Annotated in this window: 19 protein-coding genes; 4 read left to right on the top strand and 15 right to left on the bottom strand. The window is 57.8% G+C overall.

What is annotated here, in order from left to right:
- Positions 1–89 precede the first annotated feature (89 nt).
- On the top strand, positions 90–881 hold the full coding sequence (gene truA / locus OLX72_RS11960) for a tRNA pseudouridine(38-40) synthase TruA (protein ID WP_114871062.1): 792 nt from the start codon (positions 90–92) through the stop codon (positions 879–881).
- Here the strand turns inward: truA and OLX72_RS11955 are convergent.
- The 6 genes from OLX72_RS11955 to OLX72_RS11930 form a co-directional block, all read right to left on the bottom strand.
- Positions 878–1,312, bottom strand: coding sequence for a DUF3726 domain-containing protein (locus OLX72_RS11955; RefSeq protein WP_205388974.1), 435 nt, complete (start codon positions 1,310–1,312; stop codon positions 878–880). The two genes, truA and OLX72_RS11955, sit on opposite strands and share 4 nt — an antisense overlap.
- Positions 1,309–2,907: a hypothetical protein gene (locus OLX72_RS11950; RefSeq protein WP_433990460.1), complete on the bottom strand. Its 1,599-nt coding sequence runs from the start codon at positions 2,905–2,907 to the stop codon at positions 1,309–1,311. The genes OLX72_RS11955 and OLX72_RS11950 overlap by 4 nt, the downstream gene beginning before the upstream one ends.
- Positions 2,908–2,957: 50 nt before the next feature.
- The gene (locus tag OLX72_RS11945; protein WP_433988737.1) at positions 2,958–3,941 is read right to left on the bottom strand and encodes a membrane dipeptidase; all 984 of its coding nucleotides are present in this window, start codon (positions 3,939–3,941) and stop codon (positions 2,958–2,960) included.
- 48 nt (positions 3,942–3,989) lie between these two features.
- A complete protein-coding gene (locus tag OLX72_RS11940) occupies positions 3,990–4,568 on the bottom strand; it encodes a hypothetical protein (protein WP_254684623.1) in 579 nt (192 codons plus the stop codon).
- Positions 4,555–6,396, bottom strand: a complete 1,842-nt coding sequence (locus OLX72_RS11935; protein ID WP_433988736.1) for a glycerophosphodiester phosphodiesterase family protein — start codon at positions 6,394–6,396, stop codon at positions 4,555–4,557. Before OLX72_RS11935 ends, OLX72_RS11940 begins: the two co-directional genes overlap by 14 nt.
- Positions 6,397–6,461: 65 nt before the next feature.
- On the bottom strand, positions 6,462–7,697 hold the full coding sequence (locus tag OLX72_RS11930) for an acyl-CoA dehydrogenase family protein (protein ID WP_114871064.1): 1,236 nt from the start codon (positions 7,695–7,697) through the stop codon (positions 6,462–6,464).
- A gap of 103 nt (positions 7,698–7,800) precedes the next feature.
- Here OLX72_RS11930 and OLX72_RS11925 point away from each other — a divergent pair, with 103 nt between their 5' ends.
- Entirely contained in the window at positions 7,801–8,817 is a 1,017-nt protein-coding gene (locus OLX72_RS11925) for a phosphotransferase family protein (RefSeq protein ID WP_433988735.1), read from the top strand.
- 6 nt (positions 8,818–8,823) lie between these two features.
- Here the strand turns inward: OLX72_RS11925 and bhcD are convergent, their stop codons facing one another.
- From bhcD to bhcA, 4 genes are all read right to left on the bottom strand, one after another.
- The gene (gene bhcD, locus OLX72_RS11920; protein WP_114871066.1) at positions 8,824–9,813 is read right to left on the bottom strand and encodes an iminosuccinate reductase BhcD; all 990 of its coding nucleotides are present in this window, start codon (positions 9,811–9,813) and stop codon (positions 8,824–8,826) included.
- A gap of 65 nt (positions 9,814–9,878) precedes the next feature.
- Positions 9,879–11,045 (bottom strand): 3-hydroxy-D-aspartate aldolase BhcC, encoded by a 1,167-nt coding sequence (gene bhcC, locus OLX72_RS11915; protein ID WP_114871067.1) that lies wholly within the window; start codon positions 11,043–11,045, stop codon positions 9,879–9,881.
- Between the two features lie 12 nt (positions 11,046–11,057).
- On the bottom strand, positions 11,058–12,020 hold the full coding sequence (gene bhcB, locus OLX72_RS11910; protein ID WP_433988734.1) for a beta-hydroxyaspartate dehydratase BhcB: 963 nt from the start codon (positions 12,018–12,020) through the stop codon (positions 11,058–11,060).
- Positions 12,021–12,023: 3 nt separating this feature from the next.
- The gene (gene bhcA, locus OLX72_RS11905) at positions 12,024–13,214 is read right to left on the bottom strand and encodes an L-aspartate--glyoxylate aminotransferase BhcA (protein WP_114871069.1); all 1,191 of its coding nucleotides are present in this window, start codon (positions 13,212–13,214) and stop codon (positions 12,024–12,026) included.
- Between the two features lie 211 nt (positions 13,215–13,425).
- Between bhcA and OLX72_RS11900 the strand changes: the two genes are divergently transcribed.
- Together OLX72_RS11900 and OLX72_RS11895 are read left to right on the top strand one after the other, a co-directional pair.
- Positions 13,426–14,250, top strand: coding sequence for an IclR family transcriptional regulator (locus OLX72_RS11900; RefSeq protein WP_114871070.1), 825 nt, complete (start codon positions 13,426–13,428; stop codon positions 14,248–14,250).
- 247 nt (positions 14,251–14,497) lie between these two features.
- Complete coding sequence (locus tag OLX72_RS11895; RefSeq protein ID WP_433988733.1) at positions 14,498–16,588, top strand: DEAD/DEAH box helicase; 2,091 nt, start codon at positions 14,498–14,500, stop codon at positions 16,586–16,588.
- Here OLX72_RS11895 and OLX72_RS11890 read toward each other — a convergent pair.
- The 5 genes from OLX72_RS11890 to OLX72_RS11870 all read right to left on the bottom strand — a co-directional run bounded on the left by OLX72_RS11890 (position 16,558) and on the right by OLX72_RS11870 (position 23,666).
- A complete protein-coding gene (locus tag OLX72_RS11890) occupies positions 16,558–17,211 on the bottom strand; it encodes a sugar transferase (protein ID WP_114871071.1) in 654 nt (217 codons plus the stop codon). The genes OLX72_RS11895 and OLX72_RS11890 overlap by 31 nt on opposite strands.
- A 205-nt stretch (positions 17,212–17,416) precedes the next feature.
- Entirely contained in the window at positions 17,417–18,388 is a 972-nt protein-coding gene (locus OLX72_RS11885; protein WP_433988732.1) for a C45 family autoproteolytic acyltransferase/hydolase, read from the bottom strand.
- Positions 18,389–18,406: 18 nt separating this feature from the next.
- On the bottom strand, positions 18,407–19,867 hold the full coding sequence (locus tag OLX72_RS11880; protein WP_433988731.1) for a biotin carboxylase: 1,461 nt from the start codon (positions 19,865–19,867) through the stop codon (positions 18,407–18,409).
- 13 nt (positions 19,868–19,880) lie between these two features.
- Positions 19,881–22,619 (bottom strand): aminotransferase class I/II-fold pyridoxal phosphate-dependent enzyme, encoded by a 2,739-nt coding sequence (locus OLX72_RS11875; RefSeq protein WP_433988730.1) that lies wholly within the window; start codon positions 22,617–22,619, stop codon positions 19,881–19,883.
- 72 nt (positions 22,620–22,691) lie between these two features.
- Complete coding sequence (locus tag OLX72_RS11870; protein WP_114871075.1) at positions 22,692–23,666, bottom strand: carbon-nitrogen hydrolase family protein; 975 nt, start codon at positions 23,664–23,666, stop codon at positions 22,692–22,694.
- Positions 23,667–23,976: the final 310 nt, after the last annotated feature.

Here is a 23,976-nt window from a genome sequence, read left to right as displayed (position 1 = left end):
CTGTTTCTGCGTTGTCGCAAGATAGGGTGTGCCAGGCGCGGTTACCAGTGGGGATTGCCCGGCACGTCCCGTCAGTTTAAGGCACAGATATGCCCCGCTATGCACTGAAAGTTGAATATCACGGCAAGCCTTTTGCAGGATGGCAAAGGCAAAAGGACCAGCCGTCTGTGCAGGGCGCGATCGAGGCCGCGCTGGCCAAACTGGAACCGCGTGATCATGCAATCGCTGCCGCCGGACGCACCGATGCAGGTGTACATGGTCTGGGCCAGGTGGCGCATTGCGATCTGGAGCGGGACTGGGACCCGTTCCGCCTGTCCGAAGCGTTGAACTACCATCTGAAACCCGCGCCCGTTGCCATTCTGGACTGCGCCATCGTGCCCGATGACTGGCACGCCCGGTTTTCCGCACGCGAACGGCGCTATCTGTTCCGCATCCTGATGCGTCGCGCGCCCAGCGCCCATTTCAACGGTCTGGTCTGGCAGGTCGCGCATGAACTGGACGTTGAAGCAATGCAAAACGCTGCCGGCTTTCTGGTTGGAAACCATGACTTTACAACCTTTCGCTCAACCATATGTCAGGCCGACAGTCCGGTGAAGACGCTGGATCGCCTGGATATCCGGCAGGTCACCACGATGGCAGGACGCGAGGTGCATTTCGATGTGCGGGCGCGATCCTTTCTGCACAATCAGGTGCGCAGTTTTGTCGGAACACTGGAACGCGTCGGGGCAGGATCGTGGCAGCCCGAAGATGTCAAATCAGCGCTTGATGCTCGCGCGCGCGGCGCCTGTGGGCCGGTGTGCCCGCCGCATGGGTTGTATCTGCATTCGGTCCAATACGACGTGAATCCTTTTGCGCAGGGCACTGATATAACAGCGTTTTAATCGTTGTCCGTAAGGCCCGCACCGGCACCTGCGGCGCGCGATTCTTCCGAACTGGGCACATAGGTGCGTTTCGCCAGTACATTCAGGCGGGCCCAGACCTGACCAGACACATCCTGCGCGCCTGATGCCGGTTCGGTATTGCAGTCCGGCAATACCCCGCGTGCCGCCGCCATGGCGTCGTAAAGTGCAGGCAACAACCCGGAGGGCGCGACTGCATCCTGTCCGCATTGACGCGCATCCAGTGCCGAAACGGCATCTTGCAACGGTACAAAGGACGCCCCTTCCAGCACATCAACAACATCACTCAGCGCATTGTTTTTCAATATGAACGGAACAGCCACCCACAAGTCTTCGGCGATACCCAGTGGCACACCCGCCCCGCGCGCAGCCTTGAGAACAAGCCCCTGTATTTCATTGACCGAGCGTTTCATACCAGTCCGAAATGCGGCAGGAACCAATCATCGGCGCGGGACAGTTCATCAAACAGCGGCGCGCCTTGCGCCAGATTGATCCGTGTCCAGCGATCCGATTTCGGATCGAATTTTGCCGCCCCGAAAAAGGACAGTTTGCAGCGCAGCATATCAATCGGGCGGCACTGCGCACCAATCAGGTTGTCGCGGATTTCCGCATAGGGGTGGCGCTCCAGTGTCTGAACCCGTCGCAGCGCAGACCGGTGTTGCGGATGCGCCCGAAGAAAGCCGGCGACATCGCCAGTCGCGCCTTCAAGATCGGCCCACAACGCCTTGACCTGCCTTGCAATATCCAGCGGGCTTTCCAGATCGGCACCGTCTTCGGCAAACCGGTTGCCAAGGCGCGGCTCCAGCTTTTCTTCCGACACGTACCAGAATTGCGCGCAATTTTCGCGCTGCGTGTAATCCGGCGTCAACGCCCAATCCCAGCGGGTTTTCAGGATATCGCGCAGTTGATCCAGCCCCATTTGCGGGTCCAGTTGCGGGGTAAAGGGCGTGGCCATGCAATCGGCTAGCCCATCGACAAGATCGCCAAACGGTTCCAGTACAAAGGCAACAATCAGTTCCTGCATCTCGACGGACCAGCGCGCACTGTCCTTGATCAGCGCATCAATCGGAGAGGCGGCAGTCATCGCATCCGGTGTCAGGCTGGCGGTGACCTGTGGCCATTCGCGGCGCAAAACATCAATTGCTGCTTGCGCCTGCGGATCGGGCACCTGCCATTCGGCCAGATGCTGAGCCACGCGCGGGGCCAGACTGTAAAGATGTTCTATCTGCTCTATACTCAGGAATTCAACGCTGCGCACGCGGGCCAGTGCGGTTTCACGCACCTGCATCCACGCATCCAGCAACAAGGGATGGGATACCAGAAACGGCGCCATGCCCAGCCCGGTGGAATTGCCGATGCCCAGATGCCGTTTCAACCCGACATCCAGTTGCGCACCGCCCATATGTTCGACCAGATCATGGGTAAAGCCACGGATCAGCCAGACGGTCAGCATTTCGGCCATGAACGGGCCGCCCAATCCGGGGCGATCCGCGATCCGGGCGCGGTCCGCGATCCCGAATTTGCCATTGCCGTAAACGGCTGTCGTCCGCATCAGATAGCCGATGTCGCGGATCATCGTCTGATCCGGCTGCTGCCCCGCGCGCAGCGCGTCGACAACATGGGCAAACAGGCGCACGGACTTGTTCGCGCGGGACAGAACCAGATCACGCTCTTCAAAGCGCGCGGCCTCCTGCTGGGGGGCGGCGCGGCAGATGCGGGCAACCTCGTCCGCGGATGGCACACCGTCATAAAGAACATAAGACGTATCCCACGCCGTTGCGATAACACGATCTGTCCGCTGATCGGGTGGCAGATAGGTCGATACCGCAACCAGCGAATAGGTGTACCCACCCAGATCAACCGAATAAACCGCATGGCCGAACCCGTCCGCGTCAATCGACCAGACAGGGCGGGTGACGCGCGCACCTTCGTCGCGCAACTGCCGCATCAGGGTGCGCAGGAATGACAGGCGCGTCGGAAAAGATGCGCCCATGCGCTCAAGCCGCATCACCTGATCCGGCGCGCGCAGCGGGACAACGGGATCAGCAGGAAAATCCTTCACTCTAACGCTCCGAATGATGTTTCATAAAACCGCAACCAGTTGCCGCCCATGATACCGTCAACTTCGTCTGCGGCAAAACCGGCAGACGCCAGACCCTGACGGATGTTCCCGAAATCGCGGTTGTCGTTGAACCAGTCAGGCATGGGCGGAAACCCTGCATTGCTGGCTGAGCCTTCGCCGTAATCCATCACCTTTGACCAGCGCCCGACGCGCATCCACTCGACGATGCTGTCGGGCTGGTCCTGACACAGGTCCGTTCCAATCCCCAGGTTTTCCGCACCGTACCGATCCGCCGCTTCGGCGATCATGCTGCAAAAACTATCCAGTGTGCAGGCCGGTCCGCCCGCCAGATGGTGCGGATAGACGGAGAACCCCAACATGCCCCCTGCCCCTGTCAGCGCCTTTAACACCTTATCGGATTTGTTGCGCAGGGCCGCGTGCCACCAGTGCGGATTGGCATGAGTGATCGCGATCGGGCGCGTGGAATGGTCAATCGCCTCAAGCGTCGAACGTTCGGCAGAATGCGACATATCCACAACCAGCCCGACGCGGTTCATTTCAGTCACGGCCTGTTTGCCAAACCGGGTCAGGCCGGTGTCTTCGTCTTCGTAACAACCCGTCGCCAGAAGCGATTGATTGTTATAGGTCAACTGCATGAAGCGCACGCCCAACTGGTGGCAAATCTCGATCAGGCCGATATCGTCCTCGATCGGGCTGGGGTTCTGAAATCCGAAAAAGATCGCCGTGCGACCGGTTTGTTGGGCAAGGGCCACATCGGCGGCCGTGGTGCCTTTGAAAATCAGATCGGAATGGGTTTCAAACCAGCGGTTCCACTGTTCCAGGTTCAGAACCATTTCGCGGAACGTTTCGTGATAGGCGATTGTCACGTGCACCGCATCAACCCCGCCGACGCGCATCTGTTTAAAGATCGCGGGCGAAAAGTTGGCGTATTGCAGATTATCTATCAGTGGGGCTGGCATGACCGGAACATTGACCAGAAAATCAAAGGGACGCAAACGGAAATTACATCAGTCAAACGCCCCGGTCAGAACCGAGCATTGCGGATAGCCGTACCCCCACCGCCATGGCAGGCCGGAACAGGGTGCGCCACCGAAACGCACCGCCAGATACATCGCACCTGCGATGGTGTTATAGGCCGAGCGCACCTGACCCTCTTCCACATCGTAAAGCGCGATCAGGTCGTCCATGCGCGTATCGGCGGTTTCGATCACACAACCGCGCAGGGCCTGATCCGCACGTAACCGCGCGCTGAAACTTGCGGCCGCATCCTGCGCTTCGCCGGCATTGTGATAGGCGCGATCATGGGTCACACAGCATCCCTGCCAAGGTGGTTCATTGTCGTGGGTGTCCTGAAAATCGGGAAAGGTTTCGGCCACCAGATCCCACACCCGTGACAGGCCACCACTGCACCCGTCGGTCGCGAACAGGGCCAATTCAGTGTCGCTCCGGGCGATTACGGATTGCAACGCTTTGTGCGCCGGCAATTCCAGACTGCGTGACAGCCCGCCTTCATCTTCTGTCTGTGCGGCAGCGACACCCGCAAGCAGACAGGCCGCCAGCGCCAGATACGGCTTAAGGCTGATCATCGCGATAGGCCTTTGTGTTGAACTCAAGCCCCAGCGCCTCGGAAAGCCACAAGAGCAGCCGTTCGGGCGTGCTGAGCCCGGCGCGGAACGCCAACACCTGATGGACAAGCGCCGGTTCATCCGTGATCAGCCCGTTCACACCTTTGGAAATCATCTTGGACATGTCCAGCGGATCATTGACCGTCCAGACATAGATATCCTTGCCCGCAGATTGCGTGGCCCGGATCAGACTGGACGATGCAAAACCCTGACTTATGGCGATGAAATCACCATCCAGTTTTGCCGTATTGCCGACAGAGCTGGCCGCCAGAACGCCGGTGCGCCATGTTGGCCGCAATTCCTGCATTTTCTGGATCTCGGGATACTTCAGCGACATGATGGCAATCTGGTCCTGCATTTCCATGTCTTCGACGACGCGGGCCACCCGTTCTCCCAGAGCGATATCGTGGCCGTAGTATTTCAGTTCGATCAGAACCTTTGACTTGCCCTTGGCCAGTTCCAGAACATCGCGCAAAAGCGGTGTGCGCTGATCGTCATAAGCGGGATCAAACCAGCTTCCGATATCTATTTCCTCAAGATCTTCCAGCGTCGAATCCCAGATCTTGAGGTTGACGCCCGCCAGCTTCATCAGGTCGCTGTCATGGACCACGACAATCTCGCCGTCTGCCGTTTCCTGCACGTCAATCTCGATCCAGTCTGCCCGATCCTCGATCCCTTTCTGGACCGAGGCGAGCGTGTTTTCCGGACGGCTGCCTGCCGCACCACGGTGGGCAATGATTTCAATGCTGTCCGTTGTCGTGACCCTGTCCAGAAGAAACGCGCCGGAGATCAGCCCAAGCGGCACCAGCACGATGATTGCAAGTACTGCCTTTTTGATCGCGGATGTTTTTTGCGTGTCAGGCACCGGCAGGGATGCACCGCCGCCCACTTTGTCAAAATGCCGGTTCAGAAGCTTGGCCAGCGCGCCAACTGACACACCCGCCACAACAAGACGCATCAGCATCCAAAGACCCGCCAGCACAAGGATCAGAACCAGCGCCGTGCGCAATCCCGCGCCGGGACGGATCGGGATCACCCCAATCGCAAGGCCGAAAATCAGCGCAAGCACACCCATTGCGATGGCCCGCAGCAAGACCCAGATCGCAATCTGGCCAATCAGTTTGGTCCTATCACCGGCCATGCTGCGCGCGCTGATGCCAAACGCACCGCGCGGTGACGTTTCACCGAAGACGACAAAATGAAGCGACAAGGCCCAGGCTGAAAGCTGCGACAGCAGCAACCAGCCCATAATCAGCAGCAGGGGTATAATCACTGCCGCTGCCTTGTAAAATTCCGGCGGGCGGGCCGACAGATAATAATTGATATCAAATTCGGACAGGAACACGCCAACAGCCAACAGGCACGCCAGCAAGAACGGAACCGCGATAAATGTAACCCGCAACACCAGCAAAACAGAGAACAGGATCAGCGATTTGCTTTTTCTGAGGATCGCGGCCAGACCCGTGCGGACCGGTTGTGCGACGCCTGCGTTTTCCGCGCGCAAAAACGCCGTCATCACAGCAAGGCTGAGCACCTCGTTCAGAAGCAGGATACTGACCAGCCCGATGCACACCACGAAACCTGTAGGGGTCAGCAAAAACCGTGCGATATCCTGATCCGTCAGCGCGCTTTGATCCGAAAGAGACACGCCCAGATTGATCATGACACCCAACAAGGGCACGATTACCGCATAGGCGGCCAGCCGCAGTGCGATGTAGACGGGAACGATAAGATGACGGCGATGCCATGCCGAAGAATAGCAATCCTTGACCAGATTAAAGTGGGTCACGTATGTCTCCTGTCTGCATCATACCGTATGCCCCACGCCCTGATACCTGGTGAAGTCATTCCAGCCTAGACGTTTTCCTGTGTAAAGCGGCGCAGTTCCGCACGCGCGACTTGTCGCCGATGCACCGCGTCCGGCCCATCAGCCAACCGCAAGGTACGCACATGGGTCCAGGCCTGCGCCAGCGGCGTGTCTTGCGAAATCCCTTGCGCACCATGCATCTGCACCGCTTCGTCGATCACCTTCAGCGCGACTCGCGGGGCCACCACCTTGATCTGCGAAATCCACGGGGCGGCGGCACGTTTGTCACCGCGATCCATGTACCACGCAGCCTTGAGGCACAGCAGGCGGGCCATTTCGATTTCCATGCGGCATTCGGCAATAATGTCGTAATTGGCACCCAGCTGGGCCAGATTTTTACCGAATGCCTCGCGGGCAAGGGCACGGCGGCACATTTGTTCCAGCGCGGCCTCGGCCTGACCGATGGCGCGCATGCAGTGATGGATACGCCCCGGCCCCAGTCGGCCTTGCGCAATCTCGAACCCGCGCCCTTCGCCCAGCAGCAGGTTTTGTGCGGGCACACGCACATCCTTGAACCGGAAATGCATGTGGCCGTGGGGGGCATCATCGTGGCCGTACACCTCCATCGGGCGCAGTTTTTCGATACCGTCGCTGTCTGCATCAACCACGATCATCGATTGCCGCTGATGCTTGGGCTGTTCGTTTCCGGCGGTTTTCACCATGACGATGTAAACCTTGCAGCGCGGATCGCCCGCGCCTGTCGCCCACCACTTTTCACCATTCAGAACATATTCGTCCCCGTCGCGTACGCAGGACATGGCGATATTGGTCGCATCCGAACTGGCCACATCCGGTTCCGTCATCAGATAGGCAGACCGGATCTGCCCCTCTAGCAGCGGCGCAAGCCACTGATCCTTCATCTCTTGCGTGCCGTAGCGTTCGAACACTTCCATGTTGCCGGTGTCGGGCGCCGAACAGTTGAACACTTCGGCGCCAAGCGGGGTTTTCCCCATTTCCTCGGCGAAATAGGCATATTCCACGGTGGTCAGGCCAATGCCCTTTTCGCTGTCGGTCAGCCAGAAATTCCACAGCCCCGCGACCTTGGCATCGGCCTTTAACCCTTCAAGTATCTGCGCCTGACGGGTGGTATAGGTCCACCGATCACCCTTGTTGATCTCGGCGTGGTACTCCTGCTCAAGCGGGATCACCTTGTCGCGGATCATGTCTGTGACCTGGCCCAGAAGGTCGCGCATTTCGGGGCGCATCGAAAAATTCATATCCATAAACCGGGCTTTCCTTCTGTAGTGCTGCGACTGTCTTTACCTTTGACCCAAATAATGGATGACTGAAAGGCACATTGTCCATCACCGGAAACCGACTGGCCCCATGCATAATTTCGATCACGCCGCGCTGGAAACCTATCTTGCCACCCATGTCGCCGGATTTAGGACGCTGGACAGCATCGACAAATTTTCAGACGGACAATCCAATCCGACATACCGACTGCGATCGGGGGGGCAACAGTTTGTGCTGCGGGCCAAACCGCCGGGCCAGCTGATGAAATCGGCGCATCAGGTGGATCGGGAATACCGCGTCATGCAGGCGCTGGCACGGACGGATGTACCCGTGCCGAAAATGTTGCATCTGTCCGGCGAAGACACACCGCTTGGCACGATGTTTTTCGTGATGGAGCATATCGACGGGCGGGTGTTCTGGGATCCTGCCCTGCCAGAATTGACCAAACCGGACCGCAGCGCAGTTTATGACCAGATGAACGCGGTTCTGGCCGCGTTGCATTCGGTTGATCCGGTTGCCGTCGGATTGCAGGATTTTGGCAGGCCCGGAAATTATTTCGCACGCCAGATCGGGCGCTGGTCATCCCAGTACAAGGCCGCCGAAACCACCCCCCTGCCCGATGCCGACTGGCTGATCGCCTGGCTGGAGGACAATCTGGTCGCTGACGATGGCGCCGCATCTATCGTGCACGGTGATTACCGCATTGATAACATGATGTTTTCACGGAACGGCACGAATGTGATTGCCCTGCTGGACTGGGAGTTGAGCACATTGGGCCATCCGCTGGCCGATCTGGCCTATCAGTGCATGCACTGGCGACTGCCCCACACAGGGCATTTTCGCGGGCTGGGCGGCGTGGATCGCGCCGCCACCGGTCTGCCCGAAGAAGCGGATTATTTGGCGCAATACTGTGAACGGCGCAATATTGCCCGCCCTGACAACTGGAAATTCTATGTGGTTTTTTCGTATTTCCGCCTGCTGGCAATCCTGCAAGGCGTGCTGCGCCGCGCGCTGGATGGCAATGCGTCCAACCCGAAAGACACGGATCAGACGCGCAATGTGATCAAGGTGATGGCCCGGGACGCGCGACACCTTGCCAGCAGTTGACGCGCTTTACAGCGCCACCTGCGTCGCCAGCCCCTGTTCATGGGCCAAACGCGCAGCCACGGACGCCACGGCCAGATCCTGAAGCCCGACGCCTGTACCGTCGAACAATGTGATTTCGTCATCGCTGCTGCGACCCGCGTGATCACCGTTGATAACAGCGCCGATAGGGGTGATGTCGCTTTCATTGATCATGCCGGCACCAAAGGCGTGTTGCGCTTCGCCCAGCGAAATCGATTGTGCAATTTCGTCAGTGAACACTGTTGCCGCCGCAACCAGATCGGCATCAACCTCTTGTTTGCCAACGGTATCGGTTCCCATGCAGGCGATATGTGTGCCGGGTTTGATCCAGTCTTTTTTCATCAACGGCTCGAACGCCGAGGTGATGGTGATGATCACATCGGCCTGTGCGCCCAGATCTTCGCGACTGACGGATTGGAATTCCAGCCCAAGTTCGACTGCGACCTTTTCAAGGTTCGGCAACATTTCGGGATGGAAATTCCACGCCACGACCTTTTCGAAATCGCGCTGTTCTGCGGCGGCGCGCAATTGAAAGGTGGATTGATGCCCTGCCCCGACCATGCCCAGAACCTTGCTGTCCTTGCGCGCCAGATGCGCAATGGAAACCGATGACGATGCAGCCGTGCGCACCGCGGTCAGGTAATTGCCACCCACCAGCGCGCGCAATTGCCCCGTATCGGGATCGAACAGGAAAATCGTCGATTGGTGGTTGGTCAGGCCCTTGGCCGCATTGCCCGGCCAGTAGCCGCCCGATTTCACGCCCAGCGCCATACCCGCCTTGTCAAAGCCCGATTTGAAGCCGTAAAGCGCGTCAGCATAGCCGATCGCCTCGCGGATGACCGGAAAGTTGTAGGCATCACCGCGCGCCATTGCGCCAAAAACGTCTTCAACGGCACGGAACGCATCGTCGCGGCCGATAACATTGGCGCAAACGTCTTCGGATACGATCAGCAGACCGTCGGATGTGGGGCTGTTCATGGGGGAATTCTCCGTGGATATTCAAAGGGTCGGCTGGCGGCCCAAAGCAGCGCAGCCACGATGCGTCAGTAGGCTTTGCCGCGGGCCGACACCGGCCAGAGGGTTTCAACCTTGCCGTTGCGCACACCGACATACCAGTCGTGGACATTGCAGGTCGGGTCGCAATGGCCCGGCACCAGTTTCAGCTTGTCATTGACCTTCAACACACCATCAGGGTCGGCGACTACACCATGTTCATCGGAACATTTCACGTATTCCACATCGTCGCGGCCATAGATGGTGGGCAGACCGCTGTCGACCGATTGCGCCTTCAGTCCCGCATCGACGATCGCCTTGTCCGCCTTGGCGTGGGACATGACGGATGTCAGGATAAACAGCGCGTTTTCCCATTCGTTTTCGTCGATCCGTTTGCCGTCCTTGTCCAGAATGCGGCCATAATCCGCATCCATGAACGCATAAGATCCGCACTGTAATTCGTTGAAAACACCACCGGAATTACTCTCGAAGTAATACGAGCCCGTCCCGCCGCCACCGACGATATCACAGTCCAGACCTGCTGCTTTCAGCAGATCGACGCTTTCGCGCACCTGATCAATTGCGATCTGGGTCTTGCCGCGGCGGTCTTCGTAGGAATCCATATGCTGCATCGCGCCCTGATAGGCTTGAATGCCCGCAAACTTCAGGCCATCCGCTGCATCAATCGCCTGTGCCAGTTCGACAACAGGTTGCCCGTACTGAACGCCACAGCGCCCCGCGCCCACATCGATTTCAACCAGACATTCGATCTCGGTTCCGTGCTTGAGTGCGGCTGCGGACAGATCGGCCACATTGTCGATATCATCGACACAGCAGATCGTGCGCGCGCCCAGTTTCGGCAGGCGGGCCAGACGATCGATCTTTTCAGGCTGGCGCACCTGATTTGATACCAGCACATCCTTGATCCCGCCGCGCGCGAACACTTCTGCCTCGGATACTTTCTGACAGCAGACACCGCACGACCCGCCTAGACTTTCCTGAAGCAGGGCGACATCCACCGACTTGTGCATTTTTCCGTGCACGCGATGCCGCATTCCGTGAGATTTAGCGTAATCGCCCATTTTCTTGATGTTGCGTTCCAGCGCGTCCAGATCCAGCACAAGGCAGGGGGTCTGGATGTCGGCCTCGTCCATGCCGATGGTCGCGGGGATGTCGTATCCAACTTCAAGATCGTCAAAGTTCACTTGCTTGTTCATGTCTTGTCCTCCTTAGCCCTTGATCCAGGGCAGTTTATCCAGATCGACGTTGCCGCCGGTTATGATCACGCCAACCTTTTTGCCGGCAAACACTTCGGGGTTTTTCAGAATCACGGCCAACGGAACGGCGCAGCTTGGCTCCATGACGATTTTCATCCGTTCCCATGTCAGCTTCATAGCGGCGATAATCTCGTCCTCGCTTGCGGTCAGAACATCGGTCACGAAATTGGACACATAGTGCCACGTGTTTTCCTTTAACGGCACCTTCAGCCCGTCCGCGACCGTTACAGGCGCATCATCTGCAATGATGTGCCCCGCTTTGAAACTGCGATAGGCATCATCGGCCTGTTCCGGTTCTGCCGCGAAAATTTCGACATGCGGCGCTATATTGGACAATGTCAGGCACGTGCCCGAAATCATGCCGCCGCCGCCGATGGGGGCGACAATGGCGTCCAGATCCTCGACCTCTTGCATCAGCTCCAGCGAACAGGTCGCCTGCCCCGTAATCACGCGCGGGTCATTGTAGGGATGCACGAATTCGCCACCGGTTTCCGCCTGAACGCGGGCAAACACCTCTTCCCGGCTGGATGTGGATGGTTCGCATTCGGTGATCTTGCCGCCATATCCGCGCACAGCCGCTTTTTTCGCATCCGGAGCGGTGCGCGGCATGACCACATTGCACGGTATTCCACGCTGTCCTGCCGCATAGGAAAGGGACAGCGCATGATTGCCCGAGGAATGGGTACACACGCCCTTTGACGCCTGCGCGTCGCTTAACCCGAAAACTGCATTGCAGGCACCCCGCACCTTGAACGCACCGGCCTTTTGGAAATTCTCGCATTTAAAGTACAGCCGCGCGCCGGTACGCTCGTTCAGATATGTCGATGTCAGAACAGGGGTGCGGTGAATATAGGGGCGTATGCGTTCATGCGCCCATTTCACGTCCTCGATGGTCAGGTCTGGTGTATCAAGCATGGGTCAAGCCGCCGATTTAAGCGCGCTGTCGCGCGAGTGTCTGAAATAATTCTGTGCTGCGGTCACGCCCGTGCCCAGAGTGATCGGATAATCCAGATCGGCCATCGCCATTTCGATAGTGGCCAGACCGGACAGTACCATGACATCGGTCAGCATACCCAGATGACCAATGCGAAACGCCTTGCCGTTCATTTCGCCCAGCCCGATGCCAAAGGACACGCCGTAAGCCCTGAACGCATGCTCAACCAGCGCGTGGCTGTCAAACCCGTCCGGCACATAGATCGCGCTGACCGTATCGGAGTAAAGATCGGGCGATTGCGCAACCAGGTCCAGACCCCAGGCGGCGACAGCGCGGCGCACCCCTTCGGCAAGACGGTGATGACGCGCATAGACGTTATCAAGCCCTTCCTCGAACAGCATGTTCAGGCTTTCGCCCATGCCATAGATCAATTGCAGCGGCGGAGTATAGGGAAAGCCCCCCGTTGAATTGGCCTTCATCATGTCGCGGAAATCAAAGAACGTGCGTGGCAGATCGGCCGTTTCCATATGCGCCAGCGCCTTGGGGCTGACGGCCAGAATTGCCATGCCCGTGGCCAGCATAAAGCCCTTTTGCGAGCCGGCGATCGCTATATCCACGCCCCAATCATCCATTTCAAACGGCATCGACGCCAAAGAACTGACACAGTCCACGAACAACATCGCCGGGTGATCGGCTGCATTCATCGCACGCCGCACCGCTGCGATATCCGACACAACGCCCGTTGCCGTTTCGTTATGCGTGACCAGTACCGCCTTGATCTTGCGATCTGTGTCCGCCTGCAAAGCAGCCTGAAACCTGTCGGCAGGTGCGCCCCCACCCCATTCGCATTCGATGATCTGAACGTTGAGACCGTGGCGCTGACACAGATCGATCCACCGGTGCGAAAACATGCCGTATCGCGCGATAAGAACCGTATCGCCTTTGGACAATGTATTGGTAACAGCCGCTTCCCATCCCCCCGTTCCGCTTGAAGGAAAGGTAATGATCTGACCCGCGGTCGTGCCGAAAACGGCCTTGGTTTTTTCCAGCACCGGCGCGAATGTCTTGACGAAGTCGGGCGAACGGTGATCCTGCGACTGCACCTGCATCGCACGGCGCAGACGATCCGGAATATTGGTTGGTCCGGGAATGAACACAGGGTTCTGATCTGACATCTTACCAACTCCTCGTTTCGGTCAGAACAAGATACCCGATCCTGTCTTTTTCACAATTTTCTCAAAAACATTTTTCATTTTGAAAATTTTTACTTATTGCGATGTTTTTATTGCCTTTTTATATTTTCATTTTTGTCAAAAGATTTTTATTGAAAATATTTTTCAAAAATGAAAACATGACTCAACCGTGATTTCAGCAAGGATTCGCACCATGTCAGAACCTGTCAGAAAACAACGGGGGCGGCCCAAATCACAATTTACCGCAAGCTCTGCTTCGACCTTGCAGTCACTGGATCGTGCATTGGGTATTCTGGATGCCCTGTCGCGCCAGAATGCCGCGTCGCTGACTGATGTTGCCATGCGTCTGGGCATTCCTACCGCCACCACGCACCGCATTCTGACCACATTGCAAAAGCGCCGGTTTGCCGAATTTGACGAAGACACCCAAACCTGGATGGTCGGCATCGAAGCCTACCGTGTCGGCACGTCTTTTCTGAAGCGCACTAACTTGCTGGACATCAGCCGCCCTGTAATGCGCGCGCTGATGCAGTCGACAGGAGAAACTGCCAATCTGGCTGTGCCTGACGGATCCGAGGTTGTCTTTATCGGGCAGGTTGAATCGCAAAACCCGGTGCGTGCATTCTTTGATCACGGGACACGCACGTCCATGCACGCATCCGGCACCGGCAAAGCGATCCTGGCGGCATTGGACGAGTCAAAGGTGGTGAAACTGATGCAATCCGCCGGACTTGAGGAATTCACGGCGCGCACACTGGTAACGCCGACCTTGCTGCTGGATGATCTTTCCAGAACACGCGCCCGCGGCTGGTCATTTGACCGCGAGGAAAGGTTTGAAGGCATGTCCTGCATCGGCGCCGCAATCTGTGATGCAACGGGCGAACCAATTGCCGGAGTTTCGATTTCGGGACCCAGCAACCGGTTTGGTGATCGTCAGGTTGACGGTTTTGGCGCACAGGTGGCACGCGCGGCGGCTGAAATCAGCGCCAGCATCGGCGGCGCACCGGTCCGCGATTAGACGAACGGTTTGCGCAATCTTCACACCGGCATCCTGCGCCGATGCAAAAAATCCGTATTTGAAGCAAAAAGAACAGTATCCGTTGTCCAATGTCCGGCTGACTGAATTTCGTTAGTCGGCCCTGCGTGAAAGCGCCGTGTGACGGATTGCCCCTATACAACGCGCGCCATTCCCATTAGGGCAAGGCGCTTGGGCGATCCTGCGTGGAGTGTCCCTGCCCTTTTTTGCCAAACCTGTGGAACCCCAAGTGATCCAGACCCTTTCCGATGCGCTGCAAGAGCGTGGATATGAAACCCTCACCCCGGTTCAGGAGGCTGTGACAGCGCCTGATCTGGAAGGCGCGGATATGCTGGTTTCGGCACAAACGGGGTCGGGCAAAACAGTTGGCTTTGGCCTGGCGATTGCGCCAACGCTTTTGGGGCCGGACGGACGTTTTGAAGGCGCCGCCGCGCCGCTTGCGCTGGTGATTGCGCCGACCCGCGAACTGGCCCTTCAGGTCAAACGCGAGTTGAGCTGGCTTTATGCGAAGGCCGGTGTTGTCATGGCGTCCTGCGTCGGGGGCATGGATATGCGCGACGAACGGCGCGCGCTGGAGCGCGGCGCACATATCGTTGTCGCGACACCGGGTCGTTTGCGCGACCATATCATGCGCGGATCGCTGGACATGGGCAATATCCGGGCGGTGGTTCTGGATGAAGCCGATGAAATGCTGGATCTTGGGTTTCGCGAGGATCTGGAATTTATCCTTGGCGAAGCACCGCAAGACCGCCGCACTCTGATGTTTTCGGCGACAGTGCCGAAATCCATCGCGACACTGGCCAAGACCTATCAGAAAGATGCGGTGCGGGTTCAGACGGTTGCCGAGCAGACCCAACACAGCGACATTGAATATCTGGCCATGAACGTCGCCCTGCGCGATGTGGAAAACGCCATTATCAACGTCTTGCGGTATTACGAGGCACCGAATGCGTTGGTGTTCTGCAATACACGGGCAATGGTGAACCGGTTGACCACGCGGTTTTCCAATCGCGGGTTTTCCGTTGTGGCCCTGTCGGGCGAGTTGACGCAGAACGAACGGACACATGCGCTTCAGGCGATGCGGGACGGACGCGCGCGGGTGTGTATCGCCACGGATGTGGCTGCGCGCGGCATTGACCTGCCCAATCTGGAACTGGTGATCCACGCCGAATTGCCGACCAGCTTTGAAACGCTGCTGCACCGTTCCGGCCGCACCGGGCGCGCAGGACGCAAGGGGGTCAGTGCGCTGATCGTGCCGGCAAAATCGCGCAACAAGGCGCAGCGGCTGATGAAAATGGCCAAGATCAACGCCGAATGGGTATCGGCCCCATCTGCCGAAGCCGTGCAGGCGCGGGATGCAGAACGGCTTTTGCAGGATCCCGTCTGGGACATGCCGGTTGAAGAGGGCGAAGCCGCGTTTGTCGGTGAACTGGTCGGACGCTACAACGCCGAACAGATCGCCGCCGCCTATATCAGATTGTTTCAGGCACGCCAGTCTGCGCCGGAAGAACTGGCCGATCCCGGCGGGGCCCCTGATCCGCGCCCAAGTGAAGCATTTGGCCCCTCTGTCTGGTTTTCCGTTTCCGGCGGGCGCGATCAGAATGCAGAGCCGCGCCGCCTGCTGCCAATTCTGTGCAATGCGGGTGGCATCACCAAGGACGATATCGGGGCGATCCGAATTCGTCAGTCCGAAAGCTTTGTTGAGATCAAGGCGGCCCGCGCCGACGATTTTGCGCGAAAAGCCGGTGAGAAAGTGGAAGGCGGGGCGACATTAACGCGACTGGCGCAAGCCCCCGATTTCAGTGCAGGCCCGGCCCGAAGCAGCGGCGCGCCCAAACGGCGCGAGCCCCGCCCGGCACGCGAGGCAACGGATAAAATGCCGGCACGTCCGCGCCCCGAACGATCACGCCCCGAAGGCGCTGTGAGTGAACGCAAACCGCGCCAGAAACCGGATCGCCCACAGCCGGCGAAACCGGTAAAAGACCGCAAAGCGGGGAACGAACCTTCGGAAAAGCGCGCACCCGCGGCCAAGCCCGCGCACAAAAAGGCCAAGGCCGAGGCGCCAAGACCTGCTGCGCCAGCCACCGCACCCGCTACGGCCACGCCCAAACCCAAGCGCCCCAAATTTGATGCAAGCGATCCCTCAAAACGGATTGAACGCCCCGGCAGCAAACCGGGCAAGGGCAAACCCGGCGCAAGGCCCGGCAAGCCCGCGGGCAAACAGGGCGGAAAGCCATTCGGCAAACCAGCCGGAAAACCTTCGGGTAAACCCGGTGGGAAGCCCAGCGGTTACAAGGGCGGACCACCGCGCCGGAAATAAGGCCGCCCGTGGAATTTGACCCCAAACAGCACCGCACCTGTGGCCAGAATCAGGTACAGATCGAACAACAAAGAACGGTTGCGCTGATAAATCAGGTCAATCGCTGCCTTTCGCGGCACGCACCGCGCATTGTAAACGGCGTGAGTTTGTTCTGCGGTCGTGCAGCGGGCCAGATGGCGCGCCTCGGCATCCTTGTAAAGCAGGCTGGCCAGACCGGTTATGCCGGGTTTCGCACTAAGAACCTTGGCGTAAAGATCGGGGTTGTTGCGCACGTAACAGGGCAGCGGCGGGCGCGGCCCGACCAGACGGATATCGCCCCGCAACACATTCAAGGCTTGTGGTAATTCATCAAGCCGCGTCTGACGAAGCAGCCGCCCAAGCGGCGTTATGCGCGCAAATTTGTCACCACCGGTGACACCGGCATCCGAAGTGCAGGCGCGCATGGTCCGGAACTTGATCAGGGAAAAATGCTGATCCTGCGATTTCATCCGCCGTGACAGGTAAAACACCGGCCGCCCCTGCGTCACAAGCAACAGAAAACTGATGAGAGGCACGGCAATGATCAGAAACGGTGCGAGCAGCGCCAGAATCGTCAGATCGAACAGCCGCTCACGCCACGACATCACAGGCTCCACGATGCTGACACATGTTCGGCCTTAGTGTCGGGGACCCCCCCGAGCACAGTCGTTTCCCGGGGGTTCGTGCTATTGTTCTGTGAGACATTGCGCGCTTTGCCATTGATCACGGCAATCGGTGCCGCAGGTCAATCTTAGACGGCACCGGCAATCAAACTCTCAAGACGCCACCGGAAAGTGCAAACAATTCGATCTATGCCGCGCCCGGTATCTGCACCCGGCGACCGCCTTCCTGAAAATCATCCATCGACATGGGCCAGATCGTGCCGGGCCAGCGGATTTCCATTTCAAGCTTACGTGGACGATAGACGGCAGTGTAAAGCGTGCCAAATCCGGCCGAAAACGCGGTGGAATACAAGGGCGGCTTTAAAAAGGCGTCGATGAATTTATCCTGCGGATCGCGGTGCAAGGTCAGCCGTTGCAACAAGTATCTTTCGCGTTCCACAGTCGAGGTGAAACGCGCGTGGCTGATCCATTCCACTGTTTCCTGGTGGTTGGTGGCGACCGCGGCATGGGTGATCATGGCGGGTCTGTCCGGCCCCATCATGGCCGTCAGATAGTTCCGCTTTGCATCAAGAACCGTCACATTATAGCTCATGTGGGTTGGTATCCGCGCCAGTGCCGCACCCGCATCCTGCGCGGTTTCGCAGGTTTGCAGCACGTAACGCAGGATCAGCGGTACGCCAAACCCGTCACCGACAACCCGCCGCCCGCCAAACGTTAGCGAAACGGCAAGGCCCGCGTCGTTCATGCCATCCACCAAACCCCACAAGCCGTCGCTGGTGCCGATCACCCGCCGTCCCTGCCATCGCGTTTTAAGCAACAGGCTGTCAAAGGCATTCGGATTGTAATCGTAGTTGCGGACAAGAACTGGTTCTTTCCCCGGCCAGATCGCCTGCGAGCATCCTGCAAGATAGGGCGGCGGGCGATAAAAACTAAGGAACCGTGCAGCGTGGTCACTGCCGCCCGCCAGTTCACAGAGGTTTTCATATAATGGCACGATTTCCGGCATGTGCGTTGCCAGAGCGGCCCGGCTTTGGGCGTAGGTTGGTCGCACGCCTTCGCCTTCTTTCAACCACCAACGCTTGTAGTCGGGCCAGTATTCAGCAAAAAGCCCGGCCCATTTCGGGCCGGGTTGATCTTCTGATATGGCACGCCACAGCATTGATTGATGGTTCCCGGGCTACATGATCTTGAACGCAGGATCTGCCAATGCCGGCCCCGCTTCGGCCACCGGCAGCGGCCGACCCGCAACGGTTTGTTTGATCCCGTGTATCCACTTCTTGGCGCGTTCATTCAATTGGAAACCTTTGGTCATCGACCGGCCACGGGTGACCAGAATGCCGATATCGGCCCCTTCATAGCGGTAATCACCCGGTTGCAGGATACGCAGGAAAAACGCTTCGTTTTCGGATTCGACGGCGCGGCGGTGGTAATCGAAACGGTCAAACACGACACGCCCGTCTTCCAGCATCTTGTAGATACCGGTTTCGGGGGATTGCGTGCAGATATCCACGCTGTCATCCGTGTGCTTGATCACCATCTGGCTCCAGCTGTCGATCATGTCGGCATTGGCCCAGCGCGAGTTCAACTCATCCACATCCAGCTGGAATTTCTTTTTCGAGAATTCAAGCAGGTGGAACAGGAACAACGGGGCGTCCGCATGGGCAAAAGCGGCGTGGTTTGTCATTGATGACGCGCCGGTGATACGCGGGTTCAGTTCACCCAGCCACAAGTCACCAGTTTTCTTGTCGATCAGGAAATCCAGTTCGAAATAGCCACGATAGCCTTCCTTGCGCAGTTGTTCGCCGAATTTGAATGTCAGTTCGCGCGCTTTCTGGCGCACCTTGGGGGGAAAGGCAGTGGGCAGGATTTCATTGCCGCACCAACCGCCACGGTAAGGGGTCAGTTCCTTGAACCCGACAAGTTCGGTCATCAGCGGGCCGACAATGGTGCCTTCCTTGGTGGCGCAGGCCTCAATCGCGGAACCGCGACAATCAATGCGCTTCATGATCTTGATCTCGCCCTCGCCGACGATCTCGTGCTCGTGGCGCAAGAAATCGGCTTCGGACTTGATGAAAAACGTCGTGTGGCCGCTATCCCCGAAAGCAGATTGCAGCACCAGATCATGCCCGATTCCGGCCTTTTCACAGGTCTTTTTCAGATCCGCATAGCTTTTCACTTCGGCCAGAACATTGGGCACGGATGGCACACCCGCCTTGTTGCCGATGCGGACAGTTTCGATCTTGTTGTCCATCGAGGTGCGCAGCTTGGCCTTGGGAAACCAGACGTCCGCGCCCAGTTCCTTGGACAGGCGTTCCGTTTCCTCGTCAAACATCAGAAACACGAACTTTGGCTTGCCGCCGCGGCGCTTGATGAAATCGATCACCTCTTTGTGCTGCAAAAGGTAATTGTTGATGTCTTCGATCGACTGGAATTCGGCATGTGGCTGTTCGGACGGGCAAAACACGTTGGGATGCTTGCCGCCGTAGCAGTCGATGTAGCAGATGTACTTGAAATGGCGCACCCATTCATCCAGCCCCAGCAGGTTGAAGTTCGTGGCCGAAATGAAATAGATCGGATCTTCGTTGCGGTGAAAGAACCGGCGGATTTCCGAGATGTTTTTAAGCACGGTCGCGGGCATATGGTTTCCTTTTCTATTCGGCTGCGGTGGAAAGTTTTTTGTTCGATTTCCGGGCCAGCGCATCGGGTGTGAAAACGCGCAACCCCAGATCGGCGCGGTAGCCGTGGATTTCATTCACATCCAGCGCCCGCATAAAGGCGAGGATTTCTTTCGAGACGACCTGTCCCGGAACCAGAATGGGAAATCCGGGCGGATACGGAATGATAAAGCTGGCCGAGACCACTTCCTCTCCGGCATCCAGCGCGTCCTGCAAGCTGCCTTGCAGTTCCAGATAATCACAGTTCTTCTCGTCATAGCTGAGGTAATAAGCGGTGCGAATATCACCTTCGGTTGTGACGCCATCGGCGCGGAATGCATCGTGGAAGCGGCTGAAATCGGGTAAGGGGGGCAGGTCTTCCATCAGGTTCCGGACGCGCCGTTCAAACGACAGTTTTTCCATTCGACTGGCATCGTCCAGCAAATCATCCAGACCTTTGGCAATTTCGACCAGAACCTCGATCAGATAGGCGACAGAGGACCGCGTCGTGCCGATATTCGTCATGAACAGTACCGTATTGCGCGAGGTCTTGTTGATCTGGATACCGTATTTATCCATCAGAATATCGGTCTTGAACGTGTCACCATCCCAACCCGTTCCTCCGACAGACAGGGTAACGCGGGTGGCATCCAGCACGAATTCGTCTTTTTCCCAACAGTCCCAAAGGTCGGTCCAGCCTTGTTCGGTATCATAATAGCTGGTCACTCCGCTTTCGCGGTGGGCTTCAGGGATCATGTCGCCTGCGGTCAGAACCTTGAAGTATTTCTGCAGCAAAGGATGATCCGAGATCGCACGGCGCATGGACATGGCCGCCTCGACCTGCCGCTGAACAAATTCAAAGCCTTCCAGTTCAACCTGCCTGCGCCCCACATCCAGTGATGCTATGATCTGGTAGTTCGGCGACGTCGATGTGTGCGTCATGTATGCTTCGTGAAAGGATTGTTCGACCTCGCCTTTGAAATCCTGATCATTGACGTGGATCATCGACCCTTGCCGCAAAGACGTCAGCGTTTTGTGGGTGGATTGCGTTGCATATACCCGCACCCGCGCAGAGGGCGGCGGGATCAGGCGCGTCTTCAGAAGTGTTTCTTCATCCGCGTCCTTCAGCTTTTTCTGCTGTTTTTCATAGGCTTCTGCATAGTCGTTGCTGCGCAGCTTTGCGCGCAACGTATTGGCTGCGTTCATCGCGGTGCGCTGGCGATAGGTCGGGCTGAAGCGCGCAAAAGCAAACCACGCTTCGTCCCACAGAAAAATCAAATCGGGCTTGATGGCCAGACATTCTTCCATGACGCGTTCAACATTGTAGACGATGCCGTCAAAGGTGCAATTCGTCAGAAGCAGCATACGGACCTTATCAAGCTTTCCGGCCGCTTTCAGTTTCAGCAACTGATGCTTGATTTCGTGCAGGGGCACGGCGCCATACATGGAAAATTCGTCCAGCGGATAGCTGTCCAGATAACAGACCTGCGCCCCTGCCAGCACCATGCCGTAATGGTGGGATTTGTGGCAGTCACGGTCCACCAGAACGATATCACCGGGGCGAACCAGGGCCTGCACGACGATCTTATTGCAGGTTGATGTGCCGTTGGTGGCAAAAAATGTCTGCTTTGAACCGAACGCGCGCGCCGCCAGTTCCTGCGCTTCCTTGATCGGACCATGCGGTTCCAGCAATGAATCAAGCCCGCCCGATGTGGCCGATGTTTCGGCCATGAAGATATTGGGCCCGTAAAATGCGCCCATATCCTGTATCCAGTGCGAGCGGGTGATCGATTTGCCGCGGCTGATCGGCAATGCGTGAAACACACCTGTCGGCTGGCGCGAATATTCGACCAAAGCGTTGAAAAACGGCGTTTTATTTCGCGCCTGAACACCGCGTAGGATGTTCAGATGCAGCTCCATGAAATCTTCCTGATTATAGAAAACGCGGCGGCATATTCCCAGATCAAGCCCGGCGATATCTTCGACAGACCGTTCAGTAACCAGATAGGCATCAAGTTCGGGGCGCACCCGCGCAATAAGCCGGCACAGTTCCGGCCCGATATCTTCCGGTGCCATCGCCTCGATCTGTTCCTGACCGCCCGCATTGTTCAGGTATTTTGTCAAAATCGGCTGGTCGACCTTGGATTGCAGGACCAGACCCGGGCGCACCACAATGGCCTGAATGTTGTAGTTGAACAGAACCGCAATCAATGCGTCTTCGAGCGACGGCACCACCACGGCTTCATAGATAAACGGATCTTCGGAGCGGCGCATGCGGTTCACGTTGCTTTTCAGCCAGCGTTCCTGATGTTCGTTGACCTGATCGACAATCAGGACCTCGAAATAGGGTTTGCTCATCGCGCGCGCTTCGGGGGACAGCATCGCCTCGTCGTCGTGCTCTTCGCTGTCGATTGAATCCCGTTCCAGCGGGATATGCCGGCGTCTGTAAGCCCCTGTCGTCAGGGCGCGTGTGACACGATTGACCGCAAAAGACAGATCATCAAAGCTGCCATGCTCAAACTGACGGCGCATATGGTCAAACGCTGCCATCCCCGGAAAGGCCCAGTAGGGTTCTATCACCGCCAGAGAGACGAACAATTCTTCAATCGCGGCCTTGCACTTGTTGGCCTGTCTTTCAGAAGGCTTGCGCGCAAGGCTGGATGTGGCTTCGCGCAGGGCGCTCCACCGATCCGAACGCAACTGGATCGCCGAATGATAGTCGTTCACAGAATGCATCGTTCATACTCCGTTTCCGGGGCAGGATACCGATGCAATCGGCCGCGTCAGACGGCCGGAACAGAGCGATATCTAGCCGCTGGATGTTTTCCCCAAGATCGGCGTTGCGCCGATATCGTGGACTGATGGTTGCGACTGGATGCCTGCCCCCGGTTCTGATGTCGGCACATCGACATGCAGCCCGGCACGCGATCCCTGTCGCGGAATTTCAAGCGGCCCCAAAGTATGCAGGAACGCATCGGTGCCGCTGGTACGGTCATAGACAGGAAAGTCGCTGGACCGGTCGCGGAAACTTTTCAGAACCTGACCCAACCCTTTCATGCCGGTTTCGCGCTGGCGGCGCACCATGCTCAGATCGACTTCGATCGGGAACATATCTTCCTGCCCCGCTGACTGGTGCAGAACGGTCGACGACGGATCAATCACGCAGGATTTGCCGACGCCGCCCGCACCCAGACCGTTCACGTCAATCACATAACACTGGAACTGTGCCGCAGTGGCGCGCGCAATGGCGAGTTCCGCATCCCGGTCGGTGGTGCCCGTCAGAACGGGGTGCAACAACACCTCAGCGCCCATGCTGGTCAACTGGCGTGTCGTTTCGGGGAACCAGATATCATAGCAGATCGACAGGCCGAACCGCCCCACATCAGGCACATCGAACACGCAGAATTCAGTGCCCGCGGCGATCCCTGCCTCGTACGGGCGGAACGGGAACATTTTCGAATACCGGCGAATAATCTCGCCTTCGGGATTGATCACGACGGCGGTGTTGTAAATCTGGCCATCCGCAGCCTTCAGAAACATCGACCCCGGTATCAGCCAGACGCGGTGGCGCCGTGCCGCTTCGCAAAACCGGTCAAGCGTTTCGTTTTCCGGGGTCTGGGCAAAGCGATCCAGTGGACCGAAGGGCGCCAGTTCGCTGAACAGCACCATCTGCGTCCAGGGGAATCGCGCCATCAGGATATCCAGGCGCTGGATCATACCGTCGACATTGGGCTGCAACGCGTTCACATACATCTGAACGCCCGCAATTGCGAAAGGGGTCATACTCATCGGTCTCCGTGCTGACGAAGCGGATTGCGGATCAACCCGGTGATTGGCTTCGTGTCCGGCACGTCTTACGCCCTTCCAACCGGAACGGAAACAGGCGAAATGCGCCAATTTTGCCCCCGGAAACCGGTTTGTTTGATGAACCGAGTGTTCAGTATCTGTTTTTCTCCCCTTTGGGCCGTGTATAGCGCTTGTCGTTGCAACCGCCGGCCCGGATACTCACGATATGAGTGTTTATTTTATTAATCAACAGGCTTGCGCGATTTGGGTTTTCCCGTGCTTTTCACCGGGCAGACCTGTCGATGTG

This window comes from Sulfitobacter sp. TBRI5 (assembly GCF_051013555.1).
Classification (GTDB): domain Bacteria; phylum Pseudomonadota; class Alphaproteobacteria; order Rhodobacterales; family Rhodobacteraceae; genus JL08.
Note: the sequence above shows the minus strand (reverse complement) of the source record. Positions and strands in the feature narration are given on the sequence as shown.